Raw genomic sequence first — 18,796 nt, 5'->3', positions numbered from 1 at the left:
CCGCAGCCTCTGATCAGATCGCAATAAAGGACCTGGCATGACCTCTCCCATCCTCTCGGTCTCGAACCTGACGACCTCATTCCGGGTCGAGGGGCTCTGGAAGCCGGTCGTGCGCAACATCTCCTTCGACATCAAGCCGCAGGAGACACTGGCGGTCGTCGGCGAATCCGGTTCGGGCAAGAGCGTGACGGCGCTGTCGATCATGCGGCTGACCCCACCCAGCTCAAGCAAGATCGAGGGCTCGATCAAGCTCAACGGCAAGGAGCTCCTGACCTTGCCGGATGCGCAGATGCGCGAGATCCGCGGTAACGACATCGCGATGATCTTCCAGGAGCCGATGACCTCGCTCAACCCGGTGCTGACCATCGGCTTCCAGATCGCCGAGGCGCTGATCTTGCATCGCAACATGTCGCGCAGCGAGGCGGAGGCCGAAACGGTGCGCCTGCTGGAGAAGGTCAAGATCCCCGCTGCGAAGTCGCGCTTCCACGAATACCCGCACCGCTTCTCGGGCGGCATGCGCCAGCGCGTGATGATCGCGATGGCGCTGGCCTGCAAGCCCAAGCTCCTGATCGCCGACGAGCCGACGACCGCGCTCGACGTGACGATCCAGGCGCAGATCCTCGAGCTGATCAAGTCGCTGCAAGAGGAAGAGGGCATGTCCGTCCTCTTCATCACCCACGACATGGGCGTCGTCGCCGAGATCGCCGACCGCACCGTCGTCATGTACAATGGCGACGAGATCGAGACCGGCGCGACCGAGGACATCTTCGCCAATCCACAGAAGCCCTATACCAAGTCGCTGCTCTCGGCCGTGCCGCGGCTGGGCTCGATGGATGGGCGCAGGCGGCCGATGCGCTTTCCGGTGGTCGATCGCCTGACCGGCCAGTCGGATGTCCCGACCGAGGTTCCCGATACGGTCCAGGCAGCCGAGCGCCCGGTGCTCGAGGTCGCCGGGCTGACCACCCGCTTCGAGATCCGCTCGGGACTGCTCTCCTCGGTCAAGGGCCGGGTGCATGCGGTCGAGAACGTCTCCTTCAGCCTGAAGGCGGGCGAGACGCTGGCGCTGGTCGGCGAATCCGGCTGCGGCAAGTCGACGACGGGCCGCTCGGTGCTGCGCCTGGTCGAGCCTCTCTCCGGCTCGGTGCTGCTCGACGGCGTCGATGTGCTCAAGCTCAACCAGCATGACCTGCGCGAGCAGCGCAAGCGCATGCAGATGATCTTCCAGGATCCGTTCGCCTCGCTCAATCCGCGCATGAACATCGGCGCGGCCGTGGCTGAGCCGCTGCTGATCAACAATCTCGCCACCCGCTCGGAAGCGCGCGACAAGGTCGCCGACCTCCTGAAGCGCGTCGGCCTGCTGCCCGACATGGCGAACCGTTTCCCGCACGAGTTCTCGGGCGGCCAGCGCCAGCGCATTTGCATCGCCCGTGCGCTGGCGGTCGAGCCGCGCCTGATCGTGGCTGATGAGGCCGTCTCGGCGCTCGACGTCTCGGTCAAGGCGCAGGTGGTCAACCTGATGCTCGACCTGCAGGCCCGCATGGGGCTGGGCTATCTCTTCATCTCGCACGACATGGCGGTGGTCGAACGCGTCAGCCACCGGGTCGCGGTGATGTATCTCGGCGAGATCGTCGAGATCGGCCCGCGCGAGGCGATCTTCGGCAACCCGCAGCACCCCTATACCAAGCGGCTCTTGGCGGCGGTGCCGATCGCCGACCCGGCAAGGCGCCTGGAGAAGCGCCCGGTCTCGAACGACGAGATCAAGAGCCCGATCCGCCCGGCCGATTACGTCCCGCCGGTGCGCCAGTATCGCGAGGTCTCGCCCGGCCACGCCGTGATGATCTGGGGCGAGGAATGGGAGGCCAAGCCGCTGATCGCCAAAGTGGCGTGAGCAGGCACCTTCGCGGGACGTCGACAGCTCTCCGATCAGCCTGCGTCGCAGGCTGATCGTTCAGGCGGCCGCCTTGGCCAAGAAAGTCTCGGCGTAGTGGCAGGCGACCTGCCGGCTGTCGATCTCGCGCTTTTGCGGGCGCTCGGTGCGGCAACGATCGGTCACGAAGGGGCAACGGGTCGAGAAGACGCAGCCCGTCGGCGGGTTGAGTGGCGAGGGCAATTCGCCGCGCAGCACGATCCGCTCGCGCTTGTCGCCGCCGACGCGCGGGGTCGAGGCGAGCAGCGCTTGCGTGTAGGGATGGAGCGGCCGGGCGTAGATGCGCTCCTTCGGGCCATGCTCGATGGCATTGCCGAGATACATCACCATCACGTCATGGGCGATGTGACGGACGACGCTGAGATCGTGCGAGATGAAGAGGTAGGCGAGCTTGAGCTCGTCCTGCAGATCGGCCAGCAGGTTGAGGACCTGCGCCTGGATCGAGATGTCGAGCGCCGAGACCGGCTCGTCCGCCACCACGACCTTGGGCGATAGGATCAGCGCGCGGGCAATCGCGATACGCTGGCGCTGGCCGCCTGAGAACATGTGCGGATAGCGGGCGTAATGCTCCGGCCGCAGGCCGACCTTGGCCATCATGGCGCGGGCCTTCTCGGTCCGCTCGGCCTTGGAGAGGTCGGTGTTGATCAGCAGCGGCTCCTCGAGGATCGTGCCGATCTTCTTGCGCGGGTTGAGCGAGCCATAGGGGTTCTGGAAGACGAACTGGACGGTGCGACGCAGCCGCTTGCGCTCGCTTACCGGCGGCGAGACGGCGTCGAGCCCGTCGAGCATCAGAGAGCCGGATGTCGGCTTTTCGATCAGCGTCGCCATGCGGGCCAGCGTCGATTTCCCGCAGCCAGACTCGCCGACGACAGCCAGCGTGCGCCCGGCTTCGACCGCGAAGGAGACCTTGTTCACCGCCTGCAGCTGCGCCGGCGGGCGAAAAAGACCCTGTCTGACCTGGTAGGTTTGGACCAGCTCATTGGCTTCGATGACGGGCTTGCTCATCGTGCCGCCTCCGTCGTCAGGCCGGCTTCGTCGCGAGCGCGCTCCGCCTCGCGCTGGCTATCGCCGAGCGGGTAGTGGCAGCGGACATGCCCGTCCTGCCAGGCGCGAAGCTCGGGCTGGACGGTACGCGAATGCTCTGTGGCGTAGGCGCAGCGCGGGCTGAACAGGCAGCCCTTCGGCCGGTCGTTGAGGCCGGGCACCATGCCGGGGATGGTGGCGAGCCGGCTTTCGCCCTCGCTGCGCTCCGGCAGGGCCGCGAGCAGTGCGGCGGAATAGGGATGCTGCGGCGCGGAGAAGAGCGCGTCGACCTTGCGCTCCTCCATGATCTGCCCGGCATACATCACCATGATGCGCTGCGCGGTCTCGGCGACGACACCCATATTGTGGGTGATCAGGACGAGCGCCATGCCACGCTCGCGTTGCAGCGACATCAGGAGATCGAGAATCTGCGCCTGGATGGTGACGTCGAGCGCGGTCGTCGGCTCGTCGGCGATCAAGAGGCGCGGATTGCAGGCGATCGCCATGGCGATCATGACGCGCTGGTTCATGCCGCCTGATAGCTGGTGGGGATAAGCCTTGAGGCGGCTTTCCGGGGCGGGGATGCCGACCTGCTCGAGCAGTTCGATCGCTCGGCGCTTGGCCGCCTTGCGGTCCATGCCCTCATGCTTGCGCAGCGTCTCGGCGAGCTGGAAGCCGATGGTGAAGCAGGGGTTCAGGCTGGTGCTCGGCTCCTGGAAGATCATCGCCACGTCCTTGCCGGTGAGCTGGCGGCGCTCGCGTGGCGACATGGTCAGGAGGTCGCGGCCGTCAAAGCGCAGCTTGTCGGCGCGGACGCGGCCGGGGTAGCCGACGAGGCCCATCAGGGCGAGCATGGTGACGCTCTTGCCGGAACCGGATTCGCCGACGACGCCGAGCACCTCGCCCTCGTCGAGGGTCAAGTCGATGCGGTCGACCGCGCGCAGCAGCCCCTGGGATGTGGGGAATTCGACGCTGAGGTTTTCGATCTCGAGCAGGGGCATGGGATCAGCGCTTCAATTTGGGATCGAGGGCGTCGCGCAGGCCATCGCCGAGCAGGTTGAAGGCGAGCACGGTGATCAGGATGGCGAGGCCCGGGAAGGTGACGACCCACCAGGCGCGCAGCACGAATTCACGGGCGTCGGCGAGCATGGTGCCCCATTCAGGCGTCGGCGGCTGGGCGCCGAGACCGAGGAAGCCGAGCGCCGCTGCGTCGAGGATCGCGGTCGAGACGCCGAGAGTCGCCTGCACGATCAATGGCGCGGCGCAATTCGGCAGGATCTCCGAGAACATCAACCTGATAGTCTGTGCGCCGCTGACCTTCGCGGCGACAACATAGTCCTTCGAGGCTTCGGTGATGACGGCGGCGCGGGTGATGCGGACATAGTGCGGCAGCACGACGATGGCGACGGCGAGCATCGCGTTCATCAGGCCGGGGCCGAGGATCGCGACGATGACGATGGCGAGCAGCAGGCTCGGCATGGTCATCAGGATGTCCATCACCCGCATGATGGCGATATCGGCGAGGCCCTTGAAGAAGCCGGCGATCAGGCCGAGCACGATGCCGACGACGATGGCGATGGCGACGACGGCGATGCCGATGACGAGCGAGAGCCGCGCGCCGTAGATGAGCCGCGAGAGGATGTCGCGGCCGATCGCGTCGGTGCCGAGCGGGTAGGAGAGCGAGCCGCCCTCCTGCCAGAATGGCGGCTTCAGGAAGACGGCGTTGTTGGTCAAATTGGGATGATGCGGGGCGATCAGCGGCGCAAACAGGGCGCAGAGCAGCACGATCGCGATGATGATCAGTCCGGCGACCGCGCCGCGATTGGCGCTGAAATAGCTCCAGAACTCGCGGGCGGGGTGCGGCGGCGCGCCTGCGGGCGTGGCGGGAACTTGCAGGGTTTCGGCGCTCATGGGCGAAGGCTCCGATGAGAGCGAAGGGACGGAAGATCGATCATCGTGCGTGCCTGATGCGCGGGTTGATCAGGCCGTAGAGCAGGTCGACCAGGAGGTTGACGCTCATCACGACCATGCCGAGCAGCAGCGTGCCGCCCTGGAGGATGGGGTAGTCGCGGCGGCTGATCGCCTCGATCAGCCATTTGCCGACACCGGGCCAGGAGAAGATCGTCTCGGTCAGGATCGCGCCGGTGAAAAGCGTGCCGACCTGCAGGCCGATCACCGTCACGATCGGGATCAGCGCGTTGCGCAGACCGTGCAAAGCGACGACCCGCAAGGGCGCCATGCCCTTGGCGCGGGCGGTGCGGATATAGTCCTCGCCGAGTACTTCGAGCATCGCCGAGCGCGTCATGCGGGCGATGACGGCGAGCGGCACGGTGCCGAGCACGATCGCCGGCAGCACCAGGTGCGACAGAGCCGACCAGAAGGCGTCGATGTCGCCGGCGAGCAGGCTGTCGATGGTGAGGAAGCCGGTGACCGGCTCGATGAAGTACTGCACCGCGATCCGGCCCGAGACCGGGGTGATGCCGAGCTGCACCGAGAACAGCAGGATCAGCAGCAGGCCCCACCAGAAGATCGGCATCGAATAACCGGTGAGCGAGATGCCCATCACGCCATGGTCGAAGATCGAGTTTCGCTTCACCGCGGCGATGATGCCAGCCGGCAGGCCGATGATCAGCGCGAGCAGGATGGCGCAGAGCGCGAGTTCGATGGTGGCCGGGAAGAGCTGGCCGAATTCGGAGAGGACGTTCTCGCGCGTCACGATCGACTTGCCGAGATCGCCCTGGACCACGCGCTCGATATAGCGGCCGTACTGGACGAGGAGCGGCTGGTCGAGGCCGTACTCCTTCAGCAATTGCGCATGGCGGGCGGCGTCAATGCCGCGCTCGCCGGCCATGGTCTCGATCGGATCGCCCGGCACGAGCCGGACCAGAAAAAAAGGCCAGCAGCGTGATGCCGATGAAGGTCGGGATGACGAGGCTGACCCTGGTCAGGATGAAGCGAAGCATGGTTGTGCCAGTCTTGTCGGCCGGGCGTCTCGTCGCTCGGCGGCCTGTTCTGTCGTCTTATTCAAGTTCGAATTCTGGCGCAGCGCAAACACCAGAACGCTGCAAAGATCAAGAACGCGGTAGCAAGAGCGGTGGATAGTGAGAGTGAGGGAGCGAGTTGGCGCCCGCACGCAACGCAAGACTCGAAAAACGATCGGGCGTATCAGCGCAACAATAGGAATAATCGGGGCGCCCGCGAAGCAATGAATGCTGTGCGGGCGCCGGGATTATTTGACGCAGAAACTCACTTGCTGACAGAAACGCCGTAGAAGGGCTGCCCGCCGAAGAAGTGGATCTTGTAGTCCTTCACCTCCTTGCGCACCGGCGTGAAAGCCTGAGCATTGGCGAAGAGCAGGCCGGCGACATCGTCGTGGAAGAGTTCCTGGAAACGCTTGTAGAGCTTGCTGCGCTCGCCCTGATCGGTGATCGTGTTGGCCTTCGCCAGCGCGTCCGACGCTTCCTTGTTGCACCAGCGGGCCCGGTTGGCGCCGGTCGCCACGCCCTCGCAGGTCCAGCCCGAGAGCAGGATCTGGCTCGGATCGGGATAATCCCAGGTGTAGCCGAACATGCCGACCTCGTGCTCGCCGGCGCGGCCGCGCTTGAGATACTCGCCCCATTCGAAGGTCTGGATCGTCGCCTTGACGCCGATTTTGGCCCAATCAGCCTGGATCAGCTCGGCGGCGCGCCGGCCGTTCGGCATGTAGGCGCGCACGACGGGAATGGCCCAGAGCGTCGTCTCGAAGCCATCGGGATACCCGGCCTCCTTGAGCAGCGCCTTGGCCTTGTCGAGATCATAGGGGCGCGGCTTGAGGTCGGCATCGTGCGACCAGAGCGACGGCGGAACCGCGGCCGCCGTCTGCTTGCCGGTGCCCTGATAGACCGCGTCGATGATCGCCGGGATGTTGACGGCGTAGGCCAGTGCCTCACGCACGCGCTTGTCGCCGAAGGGCTTCTTCTGCTGGTTGAAGGCGAGGAAGCTCTGGTCGGCGATGCTGCCCTGCTGCAGGTTGATGCTGGCTTCCGCCTTCATCGCCGGCAGGTCGCCGGGATTGGGATAGCGCGCGATCTGGCATTCGCCGGAGCGGACCTTGGCGAAGCGGACGGCGGCGTCGGGGGTGATCACGAAGATCAGGTCGTTGACCAGCGCCATGCGGTCGCGGTCGCCGGCGGCCTTGGTCCAGTGGTCGGGTACCGCCTTGAAGCGGATCACCGCATCCTTCTGATAGGAGAGCAGCGAGAACGGGCCGGTGCCGATCGGGGCGAAGTCGAGCTGCTCGGGCGTGCCGGCCTTGCTCATCGCCGCGGCGTATTCGGCCGAGAGGATCGACATCGGCTCGACCGAGAGTGCTGAGAGCAGCGGCGCGTTCGGCTTGGTCAGGACGAGCCTGACCGTGAGGTCGTCGACCTTCTCGACGGCCTTCAGGCTCGGCTTCACGATCTCGCTGAAGAACTGGTAATTGCCGCTGCCGACCTTGTTGTAGGGGTGGCTCGCATCGAACATGCGGTTGAACGAGAACAGCACGTCGTCGGCGTTGAGTTCGCGGGTCGGCGTGAAGCTCTTATTGGCGTGCCATTTCACGCCTTTGCGCAGCTTGAAGGTGTAGCTCAGCGCGTCGTCCGAGATCGTCCAGGACTCGGCCAGGCTCGGGATGATCTGCGAGCCGCCACGCTGCGTCGCTGTCAATCGCTCATAGATCTGCGCCGCCACGTCATAGGCGGTGTTCTGGCTGCTGAACTGCGGATTGAGGAAATCGGGGCTGGCTTCCGAGCAGATAACGAGCGCCTGGGCGCTGGCGATGGCGGGCAGCAGCAGGGCGCCGAGGCCCAATGCCAGAGCGAGGGGGCGGGCGGATCCGGACATGGCGATCTCTCGAGAGGCAGGCTGGAGCCGGATCGGGCGCGAAGCTGCATGCCCCATCGTCTTCCGGTCCCGGAGGAGCGCGGCCATGCGGCCGCGCCGTTGGTCGGCGTCATCCCGCACCGATGGCCGGCGCGGGATGACGGGGAGGCTCACTCGCCGAGCTTACTTGATGTCGACGCCGTAGAAGACGTGGCGGCTGAACGGCGAGAGCTTGAAGTCGATGACCTCCTTGCGGACCGGCTTGAGCTGGACCGCATGGGCGATGGTGAACCAGGGCGCCTGCTCCTTGAAGATCACCTGCGCCTGCCGGTAGAGCTTCTCGCGCTCGGCCTGGTCGGTGATCGTCTTGGCCTTGGTCACCAGCTCGTCGAAGGGCTGGTAGCAGAACTTGGCGACGTTGCCGCCATTGTTCTTGGAGGCGTCGCAGCCGAGCAGCGTGTGCAGGAAGTTGTCCGGATCGCCATTGTCGCCGGTCCAGCCGAACATGCCGGTCTGGTGCTCGCCTGCCTGCAGGCGCTTGCGGTACTCGCCCCATTCGAAGGTCTTGATCTCGGCCTTGACGCCGACCTTGGCGAGATCGGCCTGCATCAGCTCGGCGATGCGCTTGGCGTTGGGGTTGTAGGGACGCTGCACTGGCATCGCCCACAGGTCGATCTCGAGGCCGTTCGGGTAGCCGGCATCGGCCAGCTCCTTCTTGGCCGCCTCCGGATCGAAGGGATCGTCCTTGATGGTCTCGTTATAGGACCACATCGTCGGCGGGATCGGGTTGGTCGCCGCAACGCCGCTGGTGAGATAGACCGCGTCGATGATCGCCTTCTTGTTGATCGCCTTGTTGACCGCGCGGCGAACCTTGACGTCGTCGAAGGGCTTCTTGGCGGTGTTGTAGGCGAGATAGCCGATGTTCAGGCCCGGCTGTTCCAGGATCTGGACGTTGGCGTCCTTCTTGATGGCGTCGAGATCGGCCGGGTTCGGATAGGGCATGACATGGCATTCGCCCTTCTGCAGCTTGGCCCAGCGCACCGAGGCGTCAGGCGTGATCGCGAAGATCAGGTCGTCGATCTTGGCCTTGCCGGCCCAGTACTCGGGGAAGGCCTTGTAGCGGATGATCGCGTCCTTCTGGTACTGCACCAGATAGAACGCGCCGGTGCCGACCGGCTCCTGGTCGAGCTTCTCGGGCGTGCCGGCCTTCAGCATCGCATCGGCGTATTCCTTCGACTGCACGCCGGCATATTGCATGGCGAGGTCGGCGAGGAACGGCGCTTCCGGCTGGTTCAGCGTGATCTTGACGGTGTAGTCATCGACCTTCTCGACCGACTTCAGGAGCTTGGGCATGCCCATGTCGTTGAAGTACGAGTGGTTCGAGCTGGTCACCTTGTAATAGGGGTGCGCCTCCTTCCACTGCCGCTCGAACATGAACATCACGTCGTCGGCGTTGAAATCGCGCGTCGGCTTGAAGTTCTTGTTCGTGTGCCACTTCACGTTCTTGCGCAGATGGAGGGTGTAGGTCAGGCCATCAGGCGAGATGTCCCACTTCTCCGCCAGGGCTGGCTGCACCTTGACGCCGCCACGCTCGAACTGGACGACGGTGTCGTAGATCTGGGTATTGGCGTCGAAGGACGTGCCGGTGGTGTTGACGCTCGGCGCGAAATTCTCCGGGCTGCCTTCCGAGCAATAGACCAGCGTCTTGGCCGCCAAGGGCTGCGCCGCCATCAGCGCGGAGGCCGACAGCGTCGCCAGCAACAATTTCTTCATGGGATCTCTCCTTGAGCCACGCTTCGCCTCGCAAGGCGAACGTTTTCCCCGTTGGACCGGAAGCCTCGCGAACGAAATACCGTGGGCCGCCTTGCCAACAGCTTATTGAAAGTTGGCGGGCGCGAACAGCCGCCAGCGCTCACGCTGAACGTGCGTTTTAGCAGTGCAGGCGCGGAAAACCTCACCCGGAAGACCCAGCGGGCAAGGCTGGTCTTCGCCACTGTCCAAGCCTATGTCATTGCTGGAGAATCACGCAGCGCCGGACCCGCCATGCGCATCTGGATCAGGAACCCGCTCGCCATCCTCGCCGAGAATGCCGAGGGCGGGATCGTGGTCGAGGATGGGGTGATCGTCGAGCTCGTCGCGAGCGGCGCCTATCCGGCGCTGCCCGTGACCGAGAGCTTCGACGCTTCAGATCACGTCGTGCTGCCGGGGCTGATCAACACCCACCACCATTTCTACCAGACGCTGACCCGTGCCCATCCCGCCGCGATCGATCGCGAGCTCTTTCCCTGGCTGAAGGCGCTCTATCCGCTCTGGGCGCGCCTGCGGCCGGAAGATCTGCGCCTCGCGGTGCGCGCTGCGCTGGTCGAGCTCATGCTCTCCGGCTGCACCACCGCGGCTGACCACCACTATCTCTACCCCGCGAGTCTGGAGAATGCCGTCGACATCGCCGTCGAGGAGGCGCGGGCGCTCGGCATCCGCGTCACCATCTCGCGCGGCTCGATGAACCTGTCGCAGAAGGATGGCGGCCTGCCGCCCGATGAAGTGGTGCAGGACGAGGACACCATTCTTGCCGACAGCGAGAGGGTGCTCGGCCTGTTCCATGACCCGAAACCCGGCAGCATGGTGCAGATCGCGCTCGCGCCCTGCTCGCCATTCTCGGTGACGCCCTTGCTGATGGCGAGGTCGGGCCGAGCTCGCGGCCCGCTTCCACGCGCCGCTGCATACGCATCTGGCGGAAACCGAGGACGAGGACGCCTATTGCCTGGAGGTCTATGGCAAGCGCCCGCTCGACCTGCTGGAGGACGTCGGATGGATGCGGCCGAAGACCTGGCTGGCGCATGGCATCCATTTCTCCTGCGAGGAATGCGAGCGGCTCGGCAAGGCCGGCGTCGGCGTCTGCCATTGCCCGACCTCGAACGGCGTGCTCGCCTCGGGCTTCTGCAAGACGCGCGAGCTCGAGGCGGCGGGTGCGCCGGTCGGTCTCGGCGTCGACGGTTCGGCCTCCAATGACGGCTCGAACCTGATGGAGGAGCTGCGCCACGCCCTGCTGGTCAACCGGCTGCACTACAAAAGCGCAAGCGCGGTGACGGCGCGCGATACGATCCGCTGGGCGACTGAGGGTTCGGCCCGCTGCCTCGGCCGCGCCGATATCGGCAGGATAGCTATCGGCCTGCAGGGTGATCTCGCTCTCTACAAGCTCGACGAATTGCGCTTCTCGGGAGCGCATGACCCGATCGCAGCGCTGGTGCTATGCGGCGCCAATCGCGCCGACCGCGTCATGATCGGCGGGCGCTGGCGCGTGATCGACGGCGAGATTCCGGGACTCGATCTGGCATCCCTGCGCCGCGCTCATGGCGCAGCGGCAAGGCGCTACAGCTGAAGGCCGGAGACCGGGAGGGTTTCGCCCGGCCGTGTCAGCGGCTTCAGGAAGCCGGTCAGATCGTCGGTGACAAAATCGACATGGCCGGCCTCGACTACGGCCTGCTCCCAGGCCTCGCGGAACGGATCGGGCGTGCGCGGCACGATCAGCACCGTCTTCATGCCGAGCGCGCTCGGCACGAGGAGGTTCTTGTCGATGTCCTCGAACATCGCCGCCCGGGCGGGATCGACCGCATGCCTGGCGAGGAAGTTCTCATAGGTGGCGCGCTCGGGCTTGGGCAGGAAGCCGGCCTCGACGATGTCGAAGATGTCTTCGAAGTGATGGAGGATGCCGAGCTTGCCGGCGACATTCTCGGCATGGCCGCGCGAGCCATTGGTCAGGATCAGCTTGCGGCCGGGCAGGGCCGCGATCGCCTCGCCGAGATCGGGATTCGGATCGAGCAGCGACAGGTCGATGTCGTGGGCGAAGGCGAGGAAGTCGCCGGGATCGACGCCGTGCTCCGACATCAGCCCGTTCAGCGTCGTGCCATAGCGCTCGTAATAATAGCGGCGCAGCTCGTGCGAGGAGAGACCGTCGAGACCGAAGAGCTCGAGCAGGTACAGGGTGATCCGCTCATTGACCTGCGGCCAGACCTGCGCCTCATGCGAATAGAGCGTGTTGTCGAGGTCGAAGATCCAGTGGTCGACATGGCCGAACGCCGCCTGCTCCGGCAGGAGCGGAATGGCAGTGGCTGGAATGGTCGTGTTCTGGTTCATGGGGGCATGTCATGTGGGGGGCACCATCATGACATGCAAGATGCTTGCAAAGTGGTTGCGACGATGAGGTCCTCCATAGGAGGGAGCCGCGAGTTCTTGCCTTCTCCCGTATGGGAGAAGGTGGCGCGGAGCGCCGGATGAGGGCCTGCCCTGTCCGCAGAAGACGCAACGGCGCCGTTTCGCCCCAATAACCAGCGGCGATCCCTCACCCCTGCCCCTCTCCCATCCGGGAGAGGGGTTCCCCGCGCTTCACTTCCGGATGATCGTGCCCGAGCCGGTATCGGTGAAGAGCTCGATCAGCGCTGCATGCGGAACCTTGCCATCGAGGATGACAACGGCCTCGACGCCCTTTTCCAGCGCGTAGATGCAGGTCTCGATCTTCGGGATCATGCCGCCGGAGATGGTGCCGTCGGCGATCAGGCGCCGGCACTGCTCGATCGTGAGCTCCGGAATCAGCTGCTTGTCCTTGTCGAGCACGCCCGGCACGTCGGTGAGCAGCAAAAGGCGCTTGGCGCCGAGGGCGCCCGCGATCGCACCGGCGAAGGTGTCGGCGTTGACATTATAGGTCTGGCCGTCGGCGGCGGCGCAGACCGGCGCCAGCACCGGGATCAGCTCTTCCTTCAGGATCGCCTTGAGCACGGTGGTGTCGACCGTCTCGGGCTCGCCGACGAAGCCGAGGTCGAGCACCTGCTCGATCTTCGAATCGGGATCGACGATGGTGCGCGTCGCCTTTCGGGCGAGGACCATGTTGCCGTCCTTGCCGCAGAGGCCGATCGCCTTGCCGCCCTCGCGCGAGATGTAGCCGACGATCTCCTTGTTGACCGAGCCGGCGAGGACCATCTCGACGACATCGACGGTCGCGGCGTCGGTGACGCGCAGGCCTTGCTTGAACTCGGACTTGATGCCGAGCTTCTCCAGCATGCGGGCGATCTGCGGGCCGCCGCCATGGCAGACCACCGGCTTCAGGCCGGACTGCTCAAGCAGCACTACGTCCTCGGCGAAATCCTCGGCGGTGGCGGCGTCACCCATGGCGTTGCCGCCATATTTGATCACGATCACCTCCTGGTCGTAGCGCTGCATGTGCGGCAGCGCCTGGACCAGCAGCTCGGCGGCTTGCGAGGGCGTGAGATTGTGAGGCGCGTTCATCGGCAGGCTCCGCGAAGGCGCAGGAGGCAGCTGCGCCGCGCCGCGTTCTAGCGGAAGAAGGAAGGCTGTGAAAGCGCGCCGATGCCGGTCAGGCGCGCCTGGCGAACAAAGCGGCGATAACCAGCCCGAGCCAGCCAGCGAGCATCATGAAGCCGCCGGCCGGTGCGGCACCGAGGAACAGTCGCTCGCCATGGAAGCCACGCACGGAGAGATCGGCAGAAAAGAGCGCGACGCCGAGGATCACGAGCGAGATCGCGAGGCGCGCCGGCCAGTCGGCGAGCAATTCGGCGCGCCGCGCCGCGCAGGCGGCGATCACCGCAGGCGCATGGAAGAGCAGCATCTGTCCGGCGGTCTGGACGTTGTCGGAACCACCGGCATGCGTCCCGGCCGCGAGCAGCGTCACGCCGGCGAGCCCCATCAGCATGGCGATGGTGAGGTGGATGCGGGTGGCGGTGATCATGACGGGTCCATGTCGTTAGCCGTGGGCGGGGCCTTGGTGTGAGGGCGAACAGATGCCGTAGCCGCGGGCGAGGTCAAGCATCCGCGGCTGTGGCATGGTGCGCCAGCTGCGATTCAGTCTCGTCCCGATGCGTTGCGGGTGAGTTGCGTCACCGGCGCGGGCGCCGAGCCATAGCGGCTCTGATGCTCGAGCTCGGCATTGAGCTCGGCGCCGGCGAGAACGATGATCGCGGATAGCCAGAGCCAGGTCATGAACACGACGATGGTGGCGAGCGAGCCATAGGTCGCGGTGTAGCGGCCGAGCGTGCTGACATAGAAGGAGAAGCCGACGGAGGCCGCGACCCAGAGCAGCGCCGCGGCGACAGCGCCAGGCAGCACCCAGGCGAAACGCGGCAGCTTGCGGTCCGGGCCGATCCAATAGAGGCAGCCGATCGCGGTGATGCCGACCAGGAAGAAGGCGGGCCAGCGCAGCCAGCGGATCACGACCTCGATCTCGTGGCCGAAGGGAAAGAGCGCAGTCACCACCGGCAGACTGGCGATCAGGGACAGCGCCAGGATCAGCACGAAGAGTGCGCTCAGCGTCGTCCCGAGCGAGATCAGGTTGAGGCGGATGAAGCCGCGCTGCTCGCGCACGCCATAGATGATGTTGAGCGCGTCGAAAGCCGCCTTCATTGCCGCGTTCGCGCTCCAGACCGCGACGAGGAAGCTGATCAGAAAGGTCAGGGAGAGATTGGTCACATTCTGGCCTGCCAGCCGCATGGCCTGCTCCCGGATCAGCTCGCGTGCCGCCTGCGGGAAGACGATGGTGACGTCGTCGAGTTGGCCGACGATGGTCGCCGGATCGGTCAGCATGCCGTAGAGCGTCACCAGCAACGACAAGGCCGGCACCAGCGAGAGCAGGGTGAAGAAGGCGACGGCGCCGGCGAGCGAGAGCACGCGCGCTTCCTGGATGCGGGTGCTGAAGCGCAGCAGGACGTCCTTCCAGCCGCGCCAGGGCAGAGCGATCGGGCTCGCGGCGCCTTGGCCACGCCGGGCCTGACGCAAGGGTTCGCCGACCCGCCTTGAGACCAGGCCGTGGACGTAGCCGGCGACCACAGCCGCGAGCCCGGCGGCGCCCGTCAGTCGCTTGAAATAGGCCATGCGCGCTCCGGTCCAGGGGCAGTCGATCCTAGACAGCTCCGTCGCGCTGGCAACGTTGCGGCAGGCGTTTTCGTTCCGGGAGGGCGCGCGGAAGCGGGGCCGCTTAGAGGTTCGTTAACCTTAACATTTTCATAATGCCGCTCCTGACGCCATCGCAGCGCCGGCTGGATCACCCGCCGGAAGCAGCCGTTGTTCGAGCCGAGATTTTGATGAAGACGCTTCTCCGAGCGACCGTCGCGGCCATCACCCTGCTGGGTGCCGGCGCCGCCCTGGCGGCTGACTTCTCCAAAAAGGGCCTTCTGCCGCCGGCGCCGGAACTGCCGACCTTCTACAACTGGAGCGGCGTCTATCTCGGCGGCCAGGTCGGCTATTCCTGGGGCTCCGACCGGGCCAGCGAATTCGCGACCGCCGGCCGCGCGCCGCTCGGCCGCTCCTTCGACTACAGCCCGTCCTCCTTCATCGGCGGCGCCCGTGTCGGCTTCAACTACCAGCTCGGCTCGATCGTTGTTGGCGTCGAGGGCGATATCGAAGGCGTGAACGCCCATGAAGGGAAGGGCGATCTCGGCGGCACCGTCCGCGTGCGACAGGACTGGCAGGGTTCGGTGCGCGCCCGTCTCGGCTACAGCCTCGACCGGATCATGGTCTACGCCACCGGCGGCGTGGCCTTCACCAAGCTCGAATATGCCTATGTCAGCCCGCTGGCGGGCCTGACCGAGACGATCAATTCCTCCAGGACTGGCTGGACGGTCGGCGGTGGCGTCGACTACGCCGTGACCGACAATATCATCCTCGGTGTCGACTATCGCTACTCCGACTATGGCCGCTTCGATCATGTGGGGCTAAGCGCCTATCTCGGCCGCACGGTCGAGCACGAGCCGTCGGCGCATGCGGTGCGCGCCAGCCTCGCCTACAAGTTCTGAGAGCAGGCGCCTCAGCCCGCCTTGCGGAACATGCCTGGCGTGATGCCATGCACGGCGCGGAAGCTGCGCGAGAGATGGCTCTGGTCGGCGAAGCCGGCGGCGAAGGCGGCGTCCGCCAGGCTCAGCCCCTCCTGGATCAGCCGGTTGGCGCGGCGCAGGCGGCGGTCGCGGATGAAGGTGGCCGGCGTCGAGCCGGTCAGCTTCTTGAAGTCGCGGATGACCTGGAAGCGGGTGACGCTGGCGGCCGCGGCGAGCCCTTGCAGGTCGATCTCGCCAGCGAGCCCGTCCTCGATCAGCTGCTCATAGCGTGAGAAGCGGCGCTGCGAGCCGGAGCGGTCGAGCGGCTCGGCCGGCCGATCATTGTCGCCATGCTGCAGGATCAGTCGGCGCAGCGCGGTGAGCAGGGAGGTTTCCGCGCGGGTGGCTTCCGACGAGGCCGATTCCGTATGGGCCGCGGTGAGCAGTCGACATAGCTCGGGATCGTCGAGCAGGGCCTGCGGGAAGAGCGGCAGATGCGTCTGCCCGAGTTCGGTCGCGATCTCCGACAACAGCGCCACCGAGGGATAGAAGGTCCGGTAAGCCCAGCCTTCATCGGCACCGGCCTCGCCATCGTGCCACTCTTCCGGATTGACGACGAGCACCGAGCCGGCCGGAGCCAGCACCTCCTGGCGGCCGACGCGCACGCGCTCGCAGCCCTCGGTGATCAGCGCGATGACGTAGCCGTCATGGGTGTGGCGGTCATAACGATGTTCACGGAAGCGCGCCTTGAGCAGACCGAGCTCGCGGAAGGCGGCGTGGCGCCAGAATTCCTGACTCTCCTGTCGCGGCTCATTCATCGGTCAATCTGGTTCAAGACGTTGCCCGGTCCACTCTCCTAATCCATGTGGGACAGGAGAGAACCATGCTGCACAATGACCCGATCGCCGCGCTGACACCAGAGGTCGTCGCCTGGCGCCATCACATCCACGCCAATCCCGAGCTCGGCTTCCAGGAGGTGGAGACCGCCCGCTTCGTTGCCGACAAGCTGCGCTCCTTCGGTCTCGAAGTGCAGGAGGGCATCGGCGGCACCGGCGTCGTCGGCACGCTGCGCGCCGGCTCCGGCACGCGCGCGATCGGCCTGCGTGCCGAGCTCGACGCACTGCCCGTCATCGAGCGTACTGGCCTGCCCTACGCCTCGAAGAAAGAGGGCGTGATGCATGCCTGCGGTCATGACGGCCACAGCGCCATGCTGCTCGGAGCCGCGAAACTCCTGAGCGAGAACCCTGAATTCGACGGCACCGTCCATTTCATCTTCCAGCCGGCCGAGGAGAACGAGGGCGGCAGCATGAGGATGATCGAGGCAGGGTTGTTCGAGCGCTTCCCGGTCGAGGCGGTCTATGCCGTGCACAACTGGCCGGGCGTGCCTTTCGGCACGATCGCGGCCCGGGTCGGGGCGCAGATGGCGGCGGTCGACAATTTCGAGCTGCGCTTCTCCGGGCTCGGCGCCCATGTCGCCATGCCGCATCTCGGCGACGATCCGATCCTCGCCGCCGGCGCCTTCATCCAGAGCCTGCAGCGCATCGTCTCGCGTGCCGTCGATCCGCAGACGCCGATCGTCGTCAGCCTGACCCAGGTCCATGGCGGCAATGTCGGCAATATCGTGCCGAAGGAGGTCTGGCTGCAGGGTACCTGCCGCTTCTTCGATCCGGCGTTGTCCGATCTCTGCGAGAAGCTCATCGGCGAGATCGCGCAGGGCGTCGCCGCCTCGCATGGCGTCACCGCTGCGCTCGGCTACAAGCGCGGCTATCCGCCGGTGATCAATACAGTCGAGGCGGCGGCATTGGCGGCGCGGGCGGCAGCTGTGGCTGTCGGGCCGGAGAACGTCATGGCCGAATTCAAGCCGAGCCTGGGCTGCGAGGACTTCGCCTTCATGATCCGCGCCGCCAGTGGCTGCTATGCCTGGATCGGCGCTGGCGAGGTCGGTCCCGGCGAGGGGCTGCACGGCGACCGTTATGTCTTCAACGACGCAATCGTCCCGCATGTGCTGCGCTACTGGCAGAACCTCGTCGCGGGCGCGCTGCCGAAGGCCGCGCCATGAACGCGCATGTCCCGACCCGCCGGATGATCGAGCGCCGCTGCGGCGGGCGCATCCTGCTCGACGGCGTCGACACGATCATGCTCGGCGCCAACGACTATCTCGGCCTCTCGACCGATGAGCGCGTGCTCGCCGCGACCAATGAGGCGATGCGGCTCTATGGTACCGGGACCGGCATCTATCCGGTCTTCGTGACGACACCGCTGCACGAGGCGCTGGCCGAGAACCTCGCCTCCTTCCTCGGCGTCGAGGCGGTGGCGCTGTTCTCCTCCGGCGGCAGTGCCAATGGCGGCGTGCTGACGACGCTGGTCGGAGCGGGGGACGTCATCATCTCGGATCGGCTGAACCATGCCAGCATTATCGATGGCTGCCGCCTGAGTCGCGCCGATGTCGAGGCCTACGAGAACCGCAATGTCGCGGGTCTGCGCCGGGCGCTGGAGGGTACGAGGCGGGCGAAGCGACGCCTCATCGTCACCGACGGCATCTTCAGCATGGAGGGTGGCGCCGCGCCACTCTCTGAGATCCAGGCGCTGGCGCGCGAGTTCGATGCGCTGCTGATGATCGACGAAGCGCATGCGACCGGCGTGGTCGGGCCAGGTGGCGCCGGCACCGCGCCGCTCTGCGGCCTTGCGAATGGCGCGCCCGACATGCTGCTGACCGGCTCACTGTCGAAGGCGCTGGGCGGCGCCAGCGGCGGCTTCGTCGCCGGTCCGCGCGTTCTGACCGAGAAGCTCAAGGCGCAGTCGCGCAGCTGGATCTTCACCATGGGGATGACGACGGCGAATGCCGCGACGGCGTTGACCGCGCTGAAGATCTGCCGCGACGATCCCGGCCCGCGCGAGCGGCTCTGGCGCAATGTCGCTCATTTACGCGAGGCGCTGCGCTTCTATGCGCTCGCCTGTCATGACAGCGACAGCGCCATCACTGCCGTGAAGGTCGGCGGCGAGGAACGGGCGCGCGCCATGACCACGCGCTTGATCCGGGCTGGTGTCTTCGCTCCGGCGATCTCGTTCCCGATCGTGGCGCAGGGCGAGGCGCGGTTGCGGCTCCAGGTCAGCGCCGCGCATGAGACCGCCGAGCTCGACGAGGCAGCGGCAGCGCTGGCGACGGCCTTCGCCGAGACGGGTTGAG

General features: G+C 66.1%; 14 protein-coding genes and 2 pseudogenes. 5 read left to right on the top strand and 11 right to left on the bottom strand.

The window, feature by feature from the left end:
• The first annotated feature begins 37 nt into the window (after positions 1 to 37).
• Complete coding sequence (locus tag QO058_RS11450; protein ID WP_284172129.1) at positions 38 to 1,888, top strand: ABC transporter ATP-binding protein; 1,851 nt, start codon at positions 38 to 40, stop codon at positions 1,886 to 1,888.
• A gap of 60 nt (positions 1,889 to 1,948) precedes the next feature.
• Here QO058_RS11450 and QO058_RS11445 read toward each other — a convergent pair whose 3' ends face one another.
• The 6 genes and pseudogenes from QO058_RS11445 to QO058_RS11420 all read right to left on the bottom strand — a co-directional run bounded on the left by QO058_RS11445 (position 1,949) and on the right by QO058_RS11420 (position 9,565).
• The gene (locus tag QO058_RS11445; RefSeq protein WP_284172128.1) at positions 1,949 to 2,932 is read right to left on the bottom strand and encodes a peptide ABC transporter ATP-binding protein; all 984 of its coding nucleotides are present in this window, start codon (positions 2,930 to 2,932) and stop codon (positions 1,949 to 1,951) included.
• Positions 2,929 to 3,951 carry an ABC transporter ATP-binding protein gene (locus tag QO058_RS11440; RefSeq protein ID WP_284172127.1) on the bottom strand — a complete coding sequence of 341 codons (1,023 nt, stop codon included), beginning with the start codon at positions 3,949 to 3,951 and terminating at the stop codon, positions 2,929 to 2,931. The genes QO058_RS11445 and QO058_RS11440 overlap by 4 nt, the downstream gene beginning before the upstream one ends.
• A gap of 4 nt (positions 3,952 to 3,955) precedes the next feature.
• Complete coding sequence (locus QO058_RS11435; protein WP_284172126.1) at positions 3,956 to 4,861, bottom strand: ABC transporter permease subunit; 906 nt, start codon at positions 4,859 to 4,861, stop codon at positions 3,956 to 3,958.
• A 40-nt stretch (positions 4,862 to 4,901) separates the two neighbouring features.
• Positions 4,902 to 5,913: pseudogene (locus tag QO058_RS11430) on the bottom strand (ABC transporter permease subunit).
• A 283-nt stretch (positions 5,914 to 6,196) separates the two neighbouring features.
• Positions 6,197 to 7,813, bottom strand: a complete 1,617-nt coding sequence (locus tag QO058_RS11425) for an ABC transporter substrate-binding protein (RefSeq protein ID WP_284172125.1) — start codon at positions 7,811 to 7,813, stop codon at positions 6,197 to 6,199.
• Positions 7,814 to 7,975: 162 nt separating this feature from the next.
• Positions 7,976 to 9,565, bottom strand: coding sequence for an ABC transporter substrate-binding protein (locus QO058_RS11420; RefSeq protein ID WP_284172124.1), 1,590 nt, complete (start codon positions 9,563 to 9,565; stop codon positions 7,976 to 7,978).
• 270 nt (positions 9,566 to 9,835) lie between these two features.
• On the opposite strand from QO058_RS11420, the pseudogene QO058_RS11415 reads away from it, so the two are divergent.
• Positions 9,836 to 11,171: pseudogene (locus QO058_RS11415) on the top strand (8-oxoguanine deaminase).
• Here the strand turns inward: QO058_RS11415 and QO058_RS11410 are convergent.
• From QO058_RS11410 to QO058_RS11395, 4 genes are all read right to left on the bottom strand, one after another.
• Positions 11,162 to 11,926 carry a pyrimidine 5'-nucleotidase gene (locus tag QO058_RS11410; RefSeq protein WP_284172123.1) on the bottom strand — a complete coding sequence of 255 codons (765 nt, stop codon included), beginning with the start codon at positions 11,924 to 11,926 and terminating at the stop codon, positions 11,162 to 11,164. The pseudogene QO058_RS11415 and the gene QO058_RS11410 sit on opposite strands and share 10 nt — an antisense overlap.
• A gap of 249 nt (positions 11,927 to 12,175) precedes the next feature.
• Positions 12,176 to 13,072 (bottom strand): acetylglutamate kinase, encoded by an 897-nt coding sequence (gene argB / locus QO058_RS11405; RefSeq protein ID WP_284172122.1) that lies wholly within the window; start codon positions 13,070 to 13,072, stop codon positions 12,176 to 12,178.
• An 88-nt stretch (positions 13,073 to 13,160) separates the two neighbouring features.
• Positions 13,161 to 13,532 carry a DUF423 domain-containing protein gene (locus QO058_RS11400; protein ID WP_284172121.1) on the bottom strand — a complete coding sequence of 124 codons (372 nt, stop codon included), beginning with the start codon at positions 13,530 to 13,532 and terminating at the stop codon, positions 13,161 to 13,163.
• 113 nt (positions 13,533 to 13,645) lie between these two features.
• Positions 13,646 to 14,671: a YihY/virulence factor BrkB family protein gene (locus QO058_RS11395; protein WP_284172120.1), complete on the bottom strand. Its 1,026-nt coding sequence runs from the start codon at positions 14,669 to 14,671 to the stop codon at positions 13,646 to 13,648.
• 209 nt (positions 14,672 to 14,880) lie between these two features.
• Between QO058_RS11395 and QO058_RS11390 the strand changes: the two genes are divergently transcribed.
• Positions 14,881 to 15,591: an outer membrane protein gene (locus QO058_RS11390; protein ID WP_284172119.1), complete on the top strand. Its 711-nt coding sequence runs from the start codon at positions 14,881 to 14,883 to the stop codon at positions 15,589 to 15,591.
• Positions 15,592 to 15,602: 11 nt separating this feature from the next.
• Here QO058_RS11390 and QO058_RS11385 read toward each other — a convergent pair whose 3' ends face one another.
• Positions 15,603 to 16,427, bottom strand: a complete 825-nt coding sequence (locus QO058_RS11385) for an AraC family transcriptional regulator (RefSeq protein WP_284172118.1) — start codon at positions 16,425 to 16,427, stop codon at positions 15,603 to 15,605.
• A gap of 65 nt (positions 16,428 to 16,492) precedes the next feature.
• On the opposite strand from QO058_RS11385, the gene QO058_RS11380 reads away from it, so the two are divergent.
• On the top strand, positions 16,493 to 17,668 hold the full coding sequence (locus tag QO058_RS11380) for an amidohydrolase (protein ID WP_284172117.1): 1,176 nt from the start codon (positions 16,493 to 16,495) through the stop codon (positions 17,666 to 17,668).
• Positions 17,665 to 18,795, top strand: a complete 1,131-nt coding sequence (locus tag QO058_RS11375; protein ID WP_284172116.1) for an aminotransferase class I/II-fold pyridoxal phosphate-dependent enzyme — start codon at positions 17,665 to 17,667, stop codon at positions 18,793 to 18,795. Before QO058_RS11380 ends, QO058_RS11375 begins: the two co-directional genes overlap by 4 nt.
• Position 18,796: the final 1 nt, after the last annotated feature.

It is taken from the genome of Bosea vestrisii, from assembly GCF_030144325.1.
Taxonomy (GTDB): domain Bacteria; phylum Pseudomonadota; class Alphaproteobacteria; order Rhizobiales; family Beijerinckiaceae; genus Allobosea; species Allobosea vestrisii_A.
This window is presented reverse-complemented; position numbering and strand designations above follow the sequence as displayed.

Coding starts and splice junctions, on each gene's coding strand:
- QO058_RS11450 (WP_284172129.1), top strand. CDS start 38: ATGACCTCTCCCATCCTCTCGGTCTCGAACCTGACGACCTCATTCCGG.
- QO058_RS11445 (WP_284172128.1), bottom strand. CDS start 2,932: ATGAGCAAGCCCGTCATCGAAGCCAATGAGCTGGTCCAAACCTACCAG.
- QO058_RS11440 (WP_284172127.1), bottom strand. CDS start 3,951: ATGCCCCTGCTCGAGATCGAAAACCTCAGCGTCGAATTCCCCACATCC.
- QO058_RS11435 (WP_284172126.1), bottom strand. CDS start 4,861: ATGAGCGCCGAAACCCTGCAAGTTCCCGCCACGCCCGCAGGCGCGCCG.
- QO058_RS11425 (WP_284172125.1), bottom strand. CDS start 7,813: ATGTCCGGATCCGCCCGCCCCCTCGCTCTGGCATTGGGCCTCGGCGCC.
- QO058_RS11420 (WP_284172124.1), bottom strand. CDS start 9,565: ATGAAGAAATTGTTGCTGGCGACGCTGTCGGCCTCCGCGCTGATGGCG.
- QO058_RS11410 (WP_284172123.1), bottom strand. CDS start 11,926: ATGAACCAGAACACGACCATTCCAGCCACTGCCATTCCGCTCCTGCCG.
- argB (WP_284172122.1), bottom strand. CDS start 13,072: ATGAACGCGCCTCACAATCTCACGCCCTCGCAAGCCGCCGAGCTGCTG.
- QO058_RS11400 (WP_284172121.1), bottom strand. CDS start 13,532: ATGATCACCGCCACCCGCATCCACCTCACCATCGCCATGCTGATGGGG.
- QO058_RS11395 (WP_284172120.1), bottom strand. CDS start 14,671: ATGGCCTATTTCAAGCGACTGACGGGCGCCGCCGGGCTCGCGGCTGTG.
- QO058_RS11390 (WP_284172119.1), top strand. CDS start 14,881: ATGAAGACGCTTCTCCGAGCGACCGTCGCGGCCATCACCCTGCTGGGT.
- QO058_RS11385 (WP_284172118.1), bottom strand. CDS start 16,427: ATGAATGAGCCGCGACAGGAGAGTCAGGAATTCTGGCGCCACGCCGCC.
- QO058_RS11380 (WP_284172117.1), top strand. CDS start 16,493: ATGCTGCACAATGACCCGATCGCCGCGCTGACACCAGAGGTCGTCGCC.
- QO058_RS11375 (WP_284172116.1), top strand. CDS start 17,665: ATGAACGCGCATGTCCCGACCCGCCGGATGATCGAGCGCCGCTGCGGC.